Source organism: Aquidulcibacter paucihalophilus, from assembly GCA_030285985.1.
Taxonomy (GTDB): Bacteria; Pseudomonadota; Alphaproteobacteria; order Caulobacterales; family Caulobacteraceae; genus Brevundimonas.
This window is the reverse complement of sequence record CP127384.1, coordinates 1,042,501-1,057,531: the sequence shown is the minus strand read 5'-3', so window position 1 is coordinate 1,057,531 and position 15,031 is coordinate 1,042,501. Positions and strand designations below refer to the sequence as shown.

The 15,031-nt window shown below is 66.0% G+C and carries 11 protein-coding genes, 1 tRNA gene and 2 rRNA genes (1 of these 14 cut by a window edge); 6 read left to right on the top strand and 8 right to left on the bottom strand.

The window, feature by feature from the left end; genetic code table 11:
* Positions 1-28 precede the first annotated feature (28 nt).
* Positions 29-799 (bottom strand): SDR family oxidoreductase, encoded by a 771-nt coding sequence (locus tag KB221_05175; protein WIY70415.1) that lies wholly within the window; start codon positions 797-799, stop codon positions 29-31.
* A 109-nt stretch (positions 800-908) separates the two neighbouring features.
* Here KB221_05175 and KB221_05170 point away from each other — a divergent pair, with 109 nt between their 5' ends.
* Positions 909-2,177: an EAL domain-containing protein gene (locus tag KB221_05170; protein WIY70414.1), complete on the top strand. Its 1,269-nt coding sequence runs from the start codon at positions 909-911 to the stop codon at positions 2,175-2,177.
* A 10-nt stretch (positions 2,178-2,187) separates the two neighbouring features.
* On the opposite strand, the gene KB221_05165 is transcribed toward KB221_05170, so the two are convergent.
* Positions 2,188-2,535, bottom strand: coding sequence for a glycine zipper 2TM domain-containing protein (locus tag KB221_05165; GenBank protein WIY70413.1), 348 nt, complete (start codon positions 2,533-2,535; stop codon positions 2,188-2,190).
* Positions 2,536-2,638: 103 nt separating this feature from the next.
* On the opposite strand from KB221_05165, the gene KB221_05160 reads away from it, so the two are divergent.
* The 4 genes from KB221_05160 to KB221_05145 all read left to right on the top strand — a co-directional run bounded on the left by KB221_05160 (position 2,639) and on the right by KB221_05145 (position 5,705).
* A complete protein-coding gene (locus KB221_05160) occupies positions 2,639-3,508 on the top strand; it encodes a TIGR01459 family HAD-type hydrolase (GenBank protein ID WIY70412.1) in 870 nt (289 codons plus the stop codon).
* A gap of 83 nt (positions 3,509-3,591) precedes the next feature.
* Positions 3,592-4,053 carry a MaoC family dehydratase gene (locus tag KB221_05155; GenBank protein WIY70411.1) on the top strand — a complete coding sequence of 154 codons (462 nt, stop codon included), beginning with the start codon at positions 3,592-3,594 and terminating at the stop codon, positions 4,051-4,053.
* Positions 4,054-4,060: 7 nt separating this feature from the next.
* Positions 4,061-4,990, top strand: coding sequence for a bifunctional riboflavin kinase/FAD synthetase (locus KB221_05150; protein ID WIY70410.1), 930 nt, complete (start codon positions 4,061-4,063; stop codon positions 4,988-4,990).
* A gap of 76 nt (positions 4,991-5,066) precedes the next feature.
* Complete coding sequence (locus KB221_05145; protein WIY70409.1) at positions 5,067-5,705, top strand: hypothetical protein; 639 nt, start codon at positions 5,067-5,069, stop codon at positions 5,703-5,705.
* A 39-nt stretch (positions 5,706-5,744) separates the two neighbouring features.
* Here the strand turns inward: KB221_05145 and KB221_05140 are convergent, their stop codons facing one another.
* On the bottom strand, positions 5,745-6,281 hold the full coding sequence (locus KB221_05140; protein WIY70408.1) for a DUF3828 domain-containing protein: 537 nt from the start codon (positions 6,279-6,281) through the stop codon (positions 5,745-5,747).
* A 223-nt stretch (positions 6,282-6,504) separates the two neighbouring features.
* Between KB221_05140 and ileS the strand changes: the two genes are divergently transcribed.
* On the top strand, positions 6,505-9,420 hold the full coding sequence (gene ileS / locus KB221_05135) for an isoleucine--tRNA ligase (GenBank protein WIY70407.1): 2,916 nt from the start codon (positions 6,505-6,507) through the stop codon (positions 9,418-9,420).
* Positions 9,421-9,468: 48 nt separating this feature from the next.
* On the opposite strand, the gene KB221_05130 is transcribed toward ileS, so the two are convergent.
* The 5 genes from KB221_05130 to KB221_05110 form a co-directional block, all read right to left on the bottom strand.
* Positions 9,469-11,265: a M56 family metallopeptidase gene (locus KB221_05130; GenBank protein ID WIY70406.1), complete on the bottom strand. Its 1,797-nt coding sequence runs from the start codon at positions 11,263-11,265 to the stop codon at positions 9,469-9,471.
* Positions 11,262-11,636 (bottom strand): BlaI/MecI/CopY family transcriptional regulator, encoded by a 375-nt coding sequence (locus tag KB221_05125; GenBank protein ID WIY70405.1) that lies wholly within the window; start codon positions 11,634-11,636, stop codon positions 11,262-11,264. The genes KB221_05130 and KB221_05125 overlap by 4 nt, the downstream gene beginning before the upstream one ends.
* Before the next feature lie 303 nt (positions 11,637-11,939).
* A tRNA-Met gene (locus KB221_05120) sits at positions 11,940-12,016 on the bottom strand.
* Between the two features lie 76 nt (positions 12,017-12,092).
* A 5S ribosomal RNA gene (rrf, locus tag KB221_05115) occupies positions 12,093-12,207 on the bottom strand.
* Positions 12,208-12,277: 70 nt separating this feature from the next.
* Positions 12,278-15,031 (bottom strand): 23S ribosomal RNA (locus KB221_05110) (it continues 35 nt past the right edge of the window).

The window sequence follows — 15,031 nt, the reverse complement described above, 5'->3', positions numbered from 1 at the left end:
GGTCAGGTCCTGGCGAAAACTGACGCCCTCACCACGCAATGGTGATCCCGCCGTCCACGACCAGCGTCTGGCCGGTCATATAAGCCGAGGCGGGTGCCGCCAGATAAACCGCGGCCCCCGCGATCTCGTCCGGCTGGCCGATCCGCTTCAGCGGCGCGGGGTCGGTGACCTGCTTCAGCAGCTCGGGATTCTCCCACAGGTATTTGGCGAAGTCGGTCTGCACCAGGCCCGGCGCGATGGTGTTGACCCGCACGTTGGACGGTCCCCACTCCACCGCCAGGTTGCGCGCCAGCTGCATGTCCGCCGCCTTGGAGATGTTGTAGGCGCCGATCAGGGCGTTGCCTCGCAGCCCGCCGATCGACGAGACGATGATCACCGACCCGTCCTTCCGCTCCAGCATCTGCGGCGCGACCATCTGGATCAGCCAGTGGTTGGACACGACGTTGTTCTGCAGGATCTTGCCGAACTGGTCGTCGCTGATCCCAGCCATCGGCCCCGCATAGGGATTGGTCGCGGCATTGCAGACCAGGATGTCGATCCTGCCGAAAGCCGCATTGGTCTCGTCGACCAGCCGCTGCAGCTCTTCCTTCGAGGCAATGTTCGCCGGGATGGCAATGGCCCGGCCCTCGCCGTGCCTGGCATTGATCGCCTGGGCGACCTCATCGCAAGGGCCCGGCTTGCGCGAGCTGATCACCACCCGGGCGCCGTGTTCGGCCATCCGTTCGGCGATCGCCTTGCCGATCCCCTTGGACGAGCCGGTGATGACAGCGACCTTGCCGCTCAGATCGAACAATTCCATCGTTAACCTCGAAGAAGTGGGGAGAATCCGTGCACGAACGCTATGCGTTTCGCTTTGATACCCCGATACTCGGGCGATTCCATCCGGGAAGACGGACCATCCGTTTCCAATGCGCGCACTCACCCAGGCCTTCCTGTTCTTCGGCTACCTTTTCCTGGCCCTGACGGTCGGCGCCTTCGTGTGGCGCGCGGGCCTCGGCGCCGGTGCGGGCGCGGCGGGGGCCATCGCCACCATGGGCCTGATGGTCGCCGTCCACGTCGGCATCACAGGCCGCGCCGACAAGTCCGCCCTGCGCAATGAAATCGAACAGGTCCGCGAGGCGCACCGCCTGCTGGCCGACGCCATGGAGTCGACCCAGGGGGCCCTGACCGAACTGGCCCAGGCCATCGAATCCGGGGCCGTCACCTCCACCGAAGCCCTCTCGGGCGAGGTCCGCATGCTGGAGACACTGATCCAGCAGATGAGCGAGACGCTCGAACAGCGCGCGGCCCAGCCGGCGCCGACCAATCCCTATGAGGCCCGCCACCGCGAACAGTCCAACGTCCTGCTGGCCAATATCCACGAGGCCCTGGCCGAGAACCGGGTCGACCTCTACCTCCAGCCGGTCGTCTCCCTGCCCCAGCGCCGGACCATCTTCTACGAAAGCTTCACCCGCCTGCGCGCGGCCGACGACCGGGTCATGATGCCGGCGGAATACCTGTCCGTCGCCGAGGGCGAGGGTCTGGTCCCCGCCATCGACAACCTGCTGCTGTTCCGCTGCGCCCAGATCGTTCGGCGTCTGGCGCGTCAGGACCGCAAGGTCGGCGTCTTCTGCAACGTCGCCCTGTCCTCGCTCGGCGACGAGACCTTCTTCCCGCAATTCCTCGAATTCCTCTCCGAGAACCGCGACCTCAACCAGGCCCTGATCTTCGAACTGGGCCAGGCAACCTTCGACGCCCGCGGCGCGGTCGAGGCCCGCAACATGGCCAAGCTGGCCGACCTCGGCTTCCGCTTCTCGATCGACAAGGTCCAGACCCTCGACCTCGACTTCGCCGACCTGCAGCGGTCAGACGTGAAGTTCATGAAGGTGGCGGCCGACCTGCTGATCGAACAGCTGCTCGACCTCGACGGTGCCTCGGCCCTGCCCAGTCTGCGCGACATCTCCGCCGCCGACTTCGCCGGCCTGACCCGCCGCTACGGCATCGAGCTGATTGCCGAGAAATGCGAGAGCGAACGCCAGATCGTCGACATCCTCGAGCTCGACGTCGCCATGGGCCAGGGCCACCTGTTCGGCGAGCCCCGCGCCATCAAGGAAGCCGTCCTGGCCGAGACCGACCCGCCCGCGGACTTCATCCGCTCGACCCTGCGCAGCGCGGACCACCGGCGGCGGATGGGTTAGGGGCGAGCCCTTACCAGCGCCGCCCGTCCTCCCGCCAGTAGACCCGCTCCCGCCCGTACCGTCCGTCGCGGTTATACCCGCCGAAGCCATAGCCGCAGGGATCCTCTTCCTCGGAGAGCTCCCGCCCTATCAAGGCTCCCGCCAGCGCGCCGATGGCGGCCCCTTCCTCGCGGTTGTCACGCCCGGCGACGGCCGCCCCGACGGCCGCGCCCAGGGCGGCACCCGCGCCGGTCGCATACTGCCGGTTCCGCTCATAGTCGCGCTCGCAGGCCGAGGCGTAGCCGTCACCCATGGTCGCGCACCCTGACAGCACCAGCCCGCAAGCCACCACCGTCGTCATCGTCAGAATGGACCGCATACCGTCTCTCCCTTGGAATCCCGGAGATCGAACGCCGGGCGGGAAGCGGCGTTCCGGCGCGCGCCGCCTTCACCCCTGCGGCCGAACCCGCTATCAGCCCCGCATGACCCTCCCCCACGCCCTCTCCGGCCTGTCCGACATCGCCGCCGACTATGACCTGTTGCTCTGCGACGTCTGGGGCGTGATCCACAACGGGCGCGAAAGCTGGCCCGGGGCCTGCGAGGCCCTGAGCCGGTTCAACCGCGACCATGGCCACGTCGTGCTGATCTCCAACTCGCCGCGCCCGGCGCCAGGCGTGGTGGTCCAGCTCGACGCCCTGGACGTGCCGCGCGACAGCTGGCGCGCCGTCGTCACCTCGGGCGACGCCACTCGCCACGAACTCGCCAAACGCGCGCCCGGCCCGGCCTGGATCATCGGTCCGGACCGCGACTGGCCCCTCTATGACGGTCTCGGCCTGCAGGTCGCGGACGGTGCCGCCGACGCGGCCTTCATCTCGGTCACCGGCCCGGTCGATGACGAGACCGAAACGCCCGAGGACTATCGCGAACGCCTGTCCGCCGGCGTGGCGCGCGGGCTCGAACTGATCTGCGCCAACCCGGACCGGGTGGTCCAGCGCGGCGACCGGCTGATCTACTGCGGCGGTTCGCTGGCCGACCTGTACGAAAGCCTCGGTGGTCGGGTCACCATGGCCGGCAAGCCCTTCGATCCGATCTATGGTCTGGCGCTGGCCGAGGGCGAGCGGCTGCTCGGACGGCCGGTCGATCGCTCGCGCGTCCTGTGCATCGGCGACGGGGTGGTCACCGATGTGCTCGGTGCCAACAAACAGGCGCTGGACTGCCTGTTCATCGCCCAGGGCATCCACGGAGACGCCGCGCGCGGCCCCGACGGCCGCCTCGATCCGGCCCGCGCCGCCGACCTGTTGAAGGCCGAGACGACGTACGCCCGCTACGCCGCGCTCGATCTGGCGTGGTGACCACGGCCATTTTTGCTTCGGGCCGCGTCGGCCTGAATCCAAAAAATGGCCCACTCAGAGGCAAATCGCGCTAAGGCCGGGCCATGACCGAACTTGTCACCAAACACCCCTCCGGCGGCTACATCCTCGAGGAACTCCACGTCGGCATGACGGCGGAGACCAACATCCTCGTCACCGAGCAGCGCATCCAGCAGTTCGCCGATGCCTCGGATGACTACAATCCGGTGCATATGGACGAGGCCTTCGCCTCGAAGACCGCCTATCGCGGCCGCATCGCCCACGGCCTGCTCTCGGCCTCGTTCGGCTCGGCCGTGGTTGGCACCATCCTGCCCGGCGCCGGGGCGATCTACCTGTCCCAGACCCTCGGCTTCCACCTGCCCGTCCGCATCGGCGACGAGGTTCTGGTCCGGGTCAGCGTCAAATCGGTGGACCCCGAAAGCGCTCGTGTCGAACTGGACTGCGAGGGCTTCGTCCAGGGCAAGCTGATCATGGACGGCGTCGCCCTGGTCCGCGTCCCCCGCCGCCGGCGCCCCGCGAAAGACTGACCGGGTCGTGATCGTCACCGCCTGGCGCGACCTGCCCGACCGGCTGCGCGGTGCCGCCGTCGCCATCGGTGCCTTTGACGGCGTGCATCGCGGCCATCAGGCGGTCATCGCCCAGGCCCGCGCCGCCGCCGACCGCCTCGGCGTTCCACTGGCCGTCGTCAGTTTCGATCCCCACCCCCGCCGGTGGTTCCAGCCCGACGCAGCGCCCTTCCGTCTGATGACGCCGGCCCAGATGGCACGCGCCATGGCCCCGCTCGGCGTCGACCGACTTCATCTCCTTCCCTTTGACGCCACCATGGCCGCCATGACCGACGAAGCCTTCGTCGAACAGGTCCTGGTGGACGGCCTCGGCATCCGTCATGCCGCCGTCGGTTTCGACTTCTCCTACGGCAAGGGCCGCACCGGCTCGGCCGAGGGGCTGCGCCGCCAGGGCGAGGCGCTGGGCTTCGGCGTCACTGTGGTCGACCGCATCGATGACGGTGACGGACTGAAGCTTTCCTCCTCCGGCGTCCGCGAGGCGCTCAAGGCCGGCGACATGCCCCGCGCCGCCGCCATCCTCGGCCGGCCGTTCGCCATCGAGGGCGAGGTCATCCACGGCGACAAGCGCGGGCGCACCATCGGCGTCCCGACCGCCAATGTGTCGATGGCCGACTATATGCGGCCCGCCTATGGCGTCTATGCGACCCGCACCCACCTGCCGGATGGCCGCGTGATCGACGGCGTCGCCAATCTGGGCGTCCGTCCCATGTTCGAGATCGACCAGCCGCTGCTCGAAGTCTGGCTGCTGGATTTCGACTGCGATCTGTACGGCCAGACGATCGAGACCGAACTGGTCGCCTACCTCCGCGGCGAGATGGCCTTCGACGGGCTCGACGCGCTCAAGGTTCAGATCGGTCGCGACGCGGACGCCGCCCGTGAGGCCCTCGTCGCGCCATAACCGCGGTTCGTCGCAACCTGTCTTGCCACGCTGGAACTGACCTCAAACATGCCCCCGTCACAGAACGGGGGATGAAATGATCGAGCCGCCTGAAACGCCGCACCACGTCGCGGAGCACCACCGCACCGCTATCAAATGGTTCGACGTCGCCATGGGTGTGGCGGTTCTGATTGTCTCGTTCGGCTCGCTCTATGTGTCCCTGCACACCGGCCATACGATGGAGGCCCTGGTCGAGCAGAACCAGCGGCTCGTCCGCGCCCAGTCGATGCCGATCCTGCAGTACACCCACGGAAACGACGCTGAGGGCCGGCGGGTGCTGGGCTTTGCAGTCACGAACGTCGGTGCCGGGCCCGCGCGCATCGTCTGGGCGCAAGTCACGCACAACGGGCGGGTTTTCAAAAACTGGACCAGATTCGCCATGTCAGCCGGACCAGACGTGACCGACTGGCGCCTGTCGAGTTCGCCCCTGGCCCCTGCGGTTCTCTCTGCCGGCGAAGAACGGACGGTCCTGCAATGGCCTCGCGAAGGCGACGCCGCCCAGTTGCGCGCCTGGGACACGGTCCAGCAATCGCGCTTCAGCGCCGTGGCCACGGCCTGCTACTGCTCGGTCTTCGACGAATGCTGGACCTCGCACATGAACGGGGACGTGCCGCAGCCGGTCGAGTCCTGTGAAAATCCGCGCGCCGTCTCCGACTCGCGAAAGGGCGGCCACTAGGGCCCAATCCAGCCTTGCGATGACCGGGCGCGCCAGGGATCAGCTGATCGCCGCCATCAGCTGCTCGGTCAGCGACGGCCGCCCCGCAACCAGCACGTCGGAGACCTTCCACATCGGCCCCTCCTTCACCAGTTTCAGCGTCTGCCGCTTCGTCTCGCCGGCATTGGTGAACACCACCGCCGCCTCGGCGGCCTGCGGGCCCGCCTGCGTCACCGCGACGGAATCGAGCGTGAAGCCCTCGCTGTCCTGACAATCGCAGATCGGATCATAGTTCAGCGTCGGAACCTCGCCCGCCGCCTTGGCGAAATCCGCGCCGATCATGGCGTTCAGCATCCGGTCGTAGATCGGATCCTGCCCCGGCCGCAGCGGCTCTCCCTTGCTGGCCCCCGGCGTGGCGTGAACGGCGTAGAGGGCCCGCACGAATTCCTCCGGCCCGACCCGCGCGGCCTCATAGATGGCGGGGCGGCCCGGCGGCAGGGCGGCGGGCGCATCCGCCGGCTCGACGGCTTCATCGGCCGACGGCGAACAGGCGGCGAGGCCGACGACAATGGCGACGGCGATCAGGACATGACGCATCGGAACCCTCCCATGAGCCCCTGACTATCCCGCCGCCGACCGCGACTGGCAATCCCGGCTGGCGTCCGCCCCTCCCCGTCTGCTAGACCGTGCGCACCATGACCGTCCGCGTGTTTCGCCCGATTTCGATTAGCCGCCCGGCGTAGCGCCGCAGGGCTCTGGCCCCGTGCACGCCGGGATCGATACCGACGCGAACGATCACACATCGACGAAACGAGACTTCATGGCTGACGCCAGCGACACCCCCACCGGCCGCGACTATCGCGAAACCGTCTTCCTGCCCGAGACGCCCTTCCCCATGCGCGGCGGCCTGCCGCAAAAGGAACCGGCGATCATTGAGCAGTGGGGCGACCTCTATGCCGCCCTGCGCCAGCAGCGTCAGGCCGAGGGCGCGCCCCTCTATGTCCTGCATGACGGCCCGCCCTACGCCAACGGCGACATCCACATCGGCCACGCCCTGAACAAGACGCTGAAGGACTTCGTGGTCCGCAGCCGCTTCCTGCTCGGCAATGACGTCGACTACGTCCCCGGCTGGGACTGCCACGGCCTGCCGATCGAGTGGAAGATCGAGGAACGCTACCGCAGCCAGGGCAAGCGCAAGGACGAGGTTTCCAAGGCCGAGTTCCGCCAGGCCTGCCGCGAATACGCGACCGGCTGGATCAACGTGCAGCGCGAACAGTTCAAGCGGCTGGGCGTCCTCGGCGACTGGGACAACCGCTACGCCACGATGGATTTCGGCACCGAAGCCGCCATCGTCGGCGAGTTCCACAAGTTCAAGAACTCGGGCCAGCTCTATCGCGGCTCCAAGCCCGTCATGTGGTCGCCGGTCGAGCGCACCGCCCTGGCCGACGCCGAGATCGAATACCACGACCACGTCAGCCCGACGGTCTGGGTCAAATTCCCCGTCACCGGTGCGACCGACAGCCATCCGGACGACCTGCTGGCCTTCCGCCACGCCAACCCGTCGATCGTCATCTGGACCACCACGCCCTGGACCATCCCGGCCAACCGCGCGATCAGCTACGGCCCCGAGATCGCCTATGGCCTCTATGAGGTCACGGCCATGGAGACCGGGCTCGAGTTCGAGCCCTGGGCCAGGCCGGGCGACCGGCTGATCGTCGCCGACAAACTGGCCGAGGATGTCTTCAAGGCCGCGAAAATCGCCACCTGGACCCGCCTCGACGACCTGAACCCGTCCGGTCTGGAGTGCGCCCACCCGCTGGCGGCCCTCGCCCCCGGCTACGGCTTCTCCGTGCCCCTGCTGGCCGGCGATCACGTCACCGACGACGCGGGCACCGGCTTCGTCCACACGGCTCCGGGCCACGGGGCCGACGACTTCGAGGTCTGGAAGGCCCACGGCCATCACGAGGTCCCGGACACCGTCGATCCCGACGGCGCCTACTACGACCACGTCCCCCTGTTCGCCGGCCTCAAGGTGCTGGAGACCGAGGGCAAGAAGACCGGCAAATTCGGACCCGCCAACGGCGCGGTGATGGAAAAGCTGATTGAGGCCGGCAACCTGCTCGCGCGCGGCCGGCTGGAGCATTCCTACCCCCACAGCTGGCGCTCCAAGGCACCGATCATCTTCCGCAATACGCCGCAGTGGTTCATCCGCATGGACACGCCGCTGGCGGACGACGGCACCCTGCGCGAGCGGGCGCTGGACGCCATCGACAAGACCGACTTCCACCCGGAGGCCGGCCGCAACCGCATCCGCTCCATGGTCGAGGGCCGCCCTGACTGGCTGATCAGCCGCCAGCGCGCCTGGGGCACGCCGCTTGCCATGTTCGTCGACAAACAGACCGGCCAGCCACTGGTCGACGCCGAGGTCGACGCCCGCATCACCGCCGCGGTGGCCGAGGGCGGTGCCGACGCCTGGTTCACCCGTCCCGACGCCGACTTCCTCGGCGCCCACGACCCGGCCCGCTACGAGAAGATCGAGGACATCCTCGACGTCTGGTTCGACTCCGGCTGCACCCATGCCTTCACGCTCGAAACGCGCGACCCGGCCCATGGCTACACCGGCGACCGCCCCTCGCACTGGCCGGCGGACCTCTATCTCGAAGGCTCGGACCAGCATCGCGGCTGGTTCCAGTCCAACCTGCTCGAAGGCTGCGGCACCCGCGGCCGCGCCCCCTATGACGCCGTCCTGACCCATGGCTTCACCCAGGACGAGAACGGGGAGAAGATGTCCAAGTCGAAGGGGAACACGACCGACCCCGCGACCATCATCAAGGAATCCGGTGCCGACATCCTGCGCCTGTGGGTCTCGCTGGTCGACTACGCCGAGGACCAGCGGATCGGGAAACAGATCCTGCAGACCACGGTCGACGCCTATCGCAAGCTGCGCAACACCGTCCGCTATCTGCTCGGTGCCCTGGTCGGCTTCGACGAGGCCGAACGCCTGCCGCTCGACCAGATGCCGCCGCTCGAGAAATTCATCCTGCACCGCCTGTGGGAGCTCGATCGCGACGTCCGCAAGGCCTACGCCGAATACCGCTTCCAGGACGTCGTCCGCCCGGTGCTGGAGTTCTGCTCCAACGACCTGTCGGCGCTCTATTTCGACATCCGCAAGGACAGCCTCTACTGCGACCGCCCCGACGCCATCCGCCGCCGCGCGGCCCGCACGGTGATGCATGAGGTCTTCATGCGCCTCACCGCCTGGCTGGCACCCCTGACGCCCTTCACCATGGAAGAGGCCTGGGGCACGCGGTATCCGGACGCCGGCTCGAACTGCGCCCGGGTGATCCCGGAGACGCCGGCCGAGTGGCGGAATGCGGATGAGGCCCAACGCTGGGCAAACGTCCAGGCCGTTCTGGAAGTCGTCAATGAATCACTCGAAGCCGCGCGCCGCGACAAGGCGATCGGCGGCGCGCTCGACGCCTGGCCTATCGTGACCGGCCCCGCCGCGGCCTTCGCGCCGTTCGAAGGGCTCGACTCCGCCGAGGTGTTCCGGACGTCCGGCGCTGAACTGATCACCGGCGGAGACGCGGTGACGGTCGAGGTTCGCCTGGCCGACCACCCCAAATGCGCCCGCTCATGGCGGCGTGTGCCAGACGTCGGCTCCGACCCCGCCTATCCCGAGCTCAGTGCCCGCGATGCGGACGCCGTGCGTTGGTGGGACGCCCAACACGGGTGACAGCCCGCCCGCTCCGGCAACACCGGAACGGGCGGACATTTCGTCAGATCAGGACGGTTGGAGGGCGGCGCGTTCACGCAGCGCCACGGCCCGTTGCTCCAGCCGGTCGGCCCGGCTCGCCAGGCGCGGCGAAAGGGCCTGAAGTTCGGCGTCCGTAACCGTCTCGCCGCGCTCCTGCGCCCGCTGGATCTGCGTCGCCCGATAGGCGGGATCGCGCAGACGGACCGATTCTTCGCGCATCTGCCGCGCGCCGGCGACCATCTGGTCCGCGCCCTGGGCCATATGCACCCGGGCGTTGGCGACTTCGCGGGCGGCGTATTCGCGGGCCGCCCCGGCCTGCGCCCGGGCGTCTGCGGCCGCGGCGACAGCAGCCCGCGCACGAGCCCGGGCCTCGGGCACCGCAGCGGCGCGAGGCCGCGCCTGGGCCCGGGCTTCAACCGCCACGCGGCGTGCCTCCGCCGCATGGATCCGGGCCTCGACCGCCGCCTGGCGCGCCTCGACGACAGCCTGACGCTCCTGCTCGGTCATCGGACGGCTGTTGCTGTGAACCCAGCCGGCGCGCGGCGCACGGGCCGGCGGAGCCGGGGGTGCGGGCGGCGCAGGCGGAGCTGGCATCACAGCGTAGGGCGCTGGCGGCGCAGGCGGTGCGGGCGGCAGGGGCGGAAGCGGGGGCGGCGGCGGCGGTGCCCAGGCGTCCTGACCGGCGTACCAGTCGCCGTCCGAGGCGACCGGTGCCACGGCGTCGGCCGCTGCAACGGCTTCGACCGGATCGACCGCATCCGCCGCCGGAGCAGCCGGAGCCACGACCTCGACCGCATCGACGGCGTCGACCGGGTCAGGCTCCGCCATCGGTGCGAGGGGGGCCTGCGACGCGGCCTGACTGCGGGGCGTCAGTTCGAGCGCGGCGATCGGGGTCGCGATACCGATCAGGGCGCCGACGGTCAGGGCCATGGCCAGCGGACGGCGGCGGAGCGGGGCTGAGGTCTTCATGATGCAGGTGATCCTTCGGGTCAGGGTTTCGGCGGGACCCGCCATCCCGAGGGCGGCGGGCGGGGTGAAGTCGGAAGCGAGATCGACGAGGGCGCGGGCATAGGTCCGCCGGTCGACCTCGCCGACGGCGACCGCATCGGCGGCCTCCTCGCTGCGGGCCGACAGGGCGGCGTGGAGCATCCAGACCAGCGGGTTGAACCAGAACAGGCCGAGCGCCACCCGCGACAGGATCAGGAAGATCCAGTCGCCGCGCTGCAGATGGGCGAGTTCGTGGGCGAGGATGGCGCGGGCGGTTTCCGGCCGGGCGAGCTGATCCTGTCCGATCAGGACCACGCCCGGCGGGACGCCCCAGCTCAGCGGCGCGCTGATCGCGTTGGACGCCACCAGCCGCGGACGTCGGGCCGTCGGGAGGCGGTCCAGTGGGGCGGTCCAGGCGGCGGCCTTCACGCTCTGACCACCCCGGGTCCAGCGGCTCAGGGTCCAGACCCCGAGCGCGAACCGGCCCAGTACCAGAGCAGCGCCGATGGCCCAGGCCCACAGGGCAAGATCTCCGACCGACGGCCAGAGGATCGACCCGGACAGGGCCACGCCCTCGACCGGCTCGACCGCCCCGGCCCAGACCACGGGCGAAGCGACCAGGTCCCCGGCGGCCTCGACCGCCGGCAGCAAGGCCAGGGGCAGGCCGGGCGCGATCGTCATGACGAGCGGCAGGGCGATGAGGAGACAGACCGTGGCCCGCAGGACGTCGACCCGGTCTGCCGCCGGTCGAAACCGCAGCACAGCCGAAAGCGTCAGGCCGGCGCCCGCGATCAAGCCGGACTTGAGCAGCAGTTCGAGGATCAGGCTGACGCTCACGCCCCCCGCTCCCGCGCCCGTTCAATGGCCCGCTCCAGCGCCTCGATCTCTTCGGGCTTCAACTTCTGGGTCAGGCCAAGCAGCGCCGTGGCGGCAGAGACCGCGGAGCCGGCGAAGAAGGTATCGACCGTCCGCCGCAGGGCCCCGGCCGCCAGCGCCTGCGGGCGCTGCATCGGGCGATAGACGAAGCCGTCCTCGGCTGAGCGGCGGCCAACCAGTTCCTTCGCCTCGAGCCGCGAAAGGAGCGTGCGGACGGCGGAATCACTGAGATCGCCGCTCATGGCCACCCGGACCGCGCCCGTGGTGGCCTCCTCCAGGCGGCACAGGACCTCAAAGGCCTCTCGCTCACGCCTTGGCAGGGATTCAATCACGGCAGCTCCTCGGGTGATCGCTACATTTGTCGCGCTACGTTTGTAGCGGAACGAGGCAGGATTGAGGCATCAGGGTGAACTCGCGGTAAGGCCAGATCGGCCCGGCTCAGGCCAGACAGCAAAAAGCCCCGCCGGCGGATGCCTGGCGGGGCTTTTGGATACTCTGTGCAGCAGCAGGAATTGAACCTGCGACCTTGAGCCGAGCCGTATACGGCGAGGCGAACGACCTGCTCCTTCGGCGCGCGCCACGACACCAGACATGCAAAAGCCCGCCGGACGGATCCAGGCGGGCTTCTGAAAGTTTGGGTGCGGGAGCAGGATTTGAACCTGCGACCTTCAGGTTATGAGCCTGACGAGCTACCGGGCTGCTCCATCCCGCGGCAAACGGTAGTGTAGAGGAAGAGCGTTCGAGAGATGGGCGACGGCCCATAATACAATCTTCTATCCGTCTGGTAGACCCGGCGGCGACCTACTCTCCCGCGCCTTGAGACGAAGTACCATCGGCTCTGGAGGCCTTAACGACCGAGTTCGGAATGGGATCGGGTGGGGAACCTCCGACATAGCCACCGGGTCAACCAGGCGGATAGACGATTGTGAGAAGACATTGTCGTATTCGAAAATCGAATGAGTTTTGCTGAGAAACGATCAAGCCGATCGGATTATTAGTACCAGTAAGCTTCATGGGTCGCCCCACTTCCACACCTGGCCTATCAACGTGGTAGTCTTCCACGATCCTCAGCGAAGCCTTGTTTTGAGGTTAGTTTCCCGCTTAGATGCTTTCAGCGGTTATCTATTCCATACATAGCTACCCTGCTGCACAACTGGCGTCATGACAGGTCCACCAGAGGTATGTCCATCCCGGTCCTCTCGTACTAGGGACAGATCCTCTCAAGCTTCGAACACCCACGGCAGATAGGGACCAAACTGTCTCACGACGTTCTGAACCCAGCTCACGTACCACTTTAAATGGCGAACAGCCATACCCTTGGGACCTGCTCCAGCCCCAGGATGTGATGAGCCGACATCGAGGTGCCAAACTTTGCCGTCGATATGGACTCTTGGGCAAAATCAGCCTGTTATCCCTAGAGTACCTTTTATCCGTTGAGCGATGGCCCTTCCACGCGGGACCACCGGATCACTATGGCCGACTTTCGTCTCTGCTCGACTTGTCAGTCTCGCAGTCAGGCGGGCTTATGCCATTGCACTCGACGACCGATTTCCGACCGGTCTGAGCCCACCATCGCGCGCCTCCGTTACACTTTAGGAGGCGACCGCCCCAGTCAAACTACCCACCACGCCATGTCCCGGGACCGGATAACGGCCCTCGGTTAGACGTCAACGACAGTAAGGGTGGTATTTCAAGGATGACTCCACCAGAGCTGGCGCCCCGGTTTCATAGTCTCCCACCTATCCTACACATACGGTCGCTAACGCCAAGGCGAAGCTATAGTAAAGGTTCATAGGGTCTTTCCGTCTGACCGCGGGAACCCCGCATCTTCACGGGGAATTCAATTTCACTGAGCCTGTGCTGGAGACAGTGGGGAAGTCGTTACGCCATTCGTGCAGGTCGGAACTTACCCGACAAGGAATTTCGCTACCTTAGGACCGTTATAGTTACGGCCGCCGTTTACCTGGGCTTCAGTTCGTCGCTTTCACAACTCCCTTTAACCTTCAGGCACCGGGCAGGCGTCAGACCCTATACGTCGCATTGCTGCTTCGCAGAGCCCTGTGTTTTTGCTAAACAGTCGCTACCCCCTGGCTTGTGCCACTCAGTCTAGCTTGCGCTAGGTGAGTCACGCTTATTCCGAAGTTACGCGTGCAATTTGCCGAGTTCCTTCAGCACAGTTCTCTCAAGCGCCTTGGTATGCTCTACCTGACCACCTGTGTCGGTTTCGGGTACGGTCTCTGCTAGAGTTATTTCCAGGGACAACTTCGCTGCCGGGACAATCCAATAAGCCCCGACAACTTACGCCATCCGTCACTTCTAGCTGGTGCAGGAATATTTACCTGCTTCCCATCGACTACGCTTTTCAGCCTCGCCTTAGGGGCCGACTAACCCTGCGCAGATTAGCTTTACGCAGGAACCCTTGGTCTTTCGGCGACAGTGTTTCTCACACTGTTTATCGTTACTCATGTCAGCATTCTCACTTCCGATACCTCCAGCCAGGCTCACGCCTGACCTTCACCGGCTTACGGAACGCTCCGCTACCGCTTGCAGTAAACTGCAAACCCATACCTTCGGCGACTGGCTTGAGCCCCGTTACATTTTCCGCGCAGGATCGCTTGATCAGTGAGCTGTTACGCTTTCTTTAAAGGATGGCTGCTTCTAAGCCAACCTCCTGATTGTCAAAGCAATCCCACATCGTTTCCCACTTAGCCAGTACTTGGGGGCCTTAGATGATGGTTAGGGTTGTTTCCCTTTTCACGACGGACGTTAGCACCCGCCGTGTGTCTGCCCGATAGTTCTCCTGGGTATTCGGAGTTTGGTTAGTATTGGTACCACTCGCGCAGCCCGCAACCATCCAGTGCTCTACCCCCCAGGGAATTCGTCGGACGCTCTACCTAAATAGATTTCGCGGAGAACCAGCTATGTCTAGGTTTGATTGGCCTTTCACCCCTATCCACAAGTCATCCCAGAATTTTTCAACATTCACGGGTTCGGACCTCCAGTTGGTGTTACCCAACCTTCATCCTGCTCATGGATAGATCACCTAGTTTCGGGTCGTCATACGTCGAACTTAGCGCCCTATTCAGACTCGCTTTCGCTGCGCCTACACCTAACGGCTTAAGCTTGCTCGACACATGAAGTCGCTGACCCATTATACAAAAGGTACGCCGTCACCCCGCATGGGGGCTCCGACTGCTTGTAGGCTTCCGATTTCAGGATCTGTTTCACTCCCCTCGTTGGGGTGCTTTTCACCTTTCCCTCACGGTACTTGTTCACTATCGGTCGTAGAGGAGTACTTAGGCTTGGAGGGTGGTCCCCCCATGTTCAGACAGGATTTCACGTGTCCCGCCCTACTCGAGTCTCTTGCTGTTTGACGTCTACGGGGCTGTCACCCGCTATGGCCGACCTTTCCAGGTCGTTCGACTTTATTTCACAAGAGCACTGGCCTGGTCCCGGTTCGCTCGCCACTACTACGGGAGTCTCGGTTGATGTCCTTTCCTCCGGGTACTGAGATGTTTCAGTTCCCCGGGTTCGCTTAATGAACCCTATGTATTCAGGTCATTATACCTTTAAGCAATCAACCAACCCGCACCCAGTCCGAAGACTGGGCATGAGTTGGCAGACCACAAAGGTGGGTTTCCCCATTCGGAAATAACCGGATCAAAGGGTGCTAGCGCCTCCCCGGTTCTTATCGCAGCTTGCCACGTCCTTCATCGCCTCTCTACGC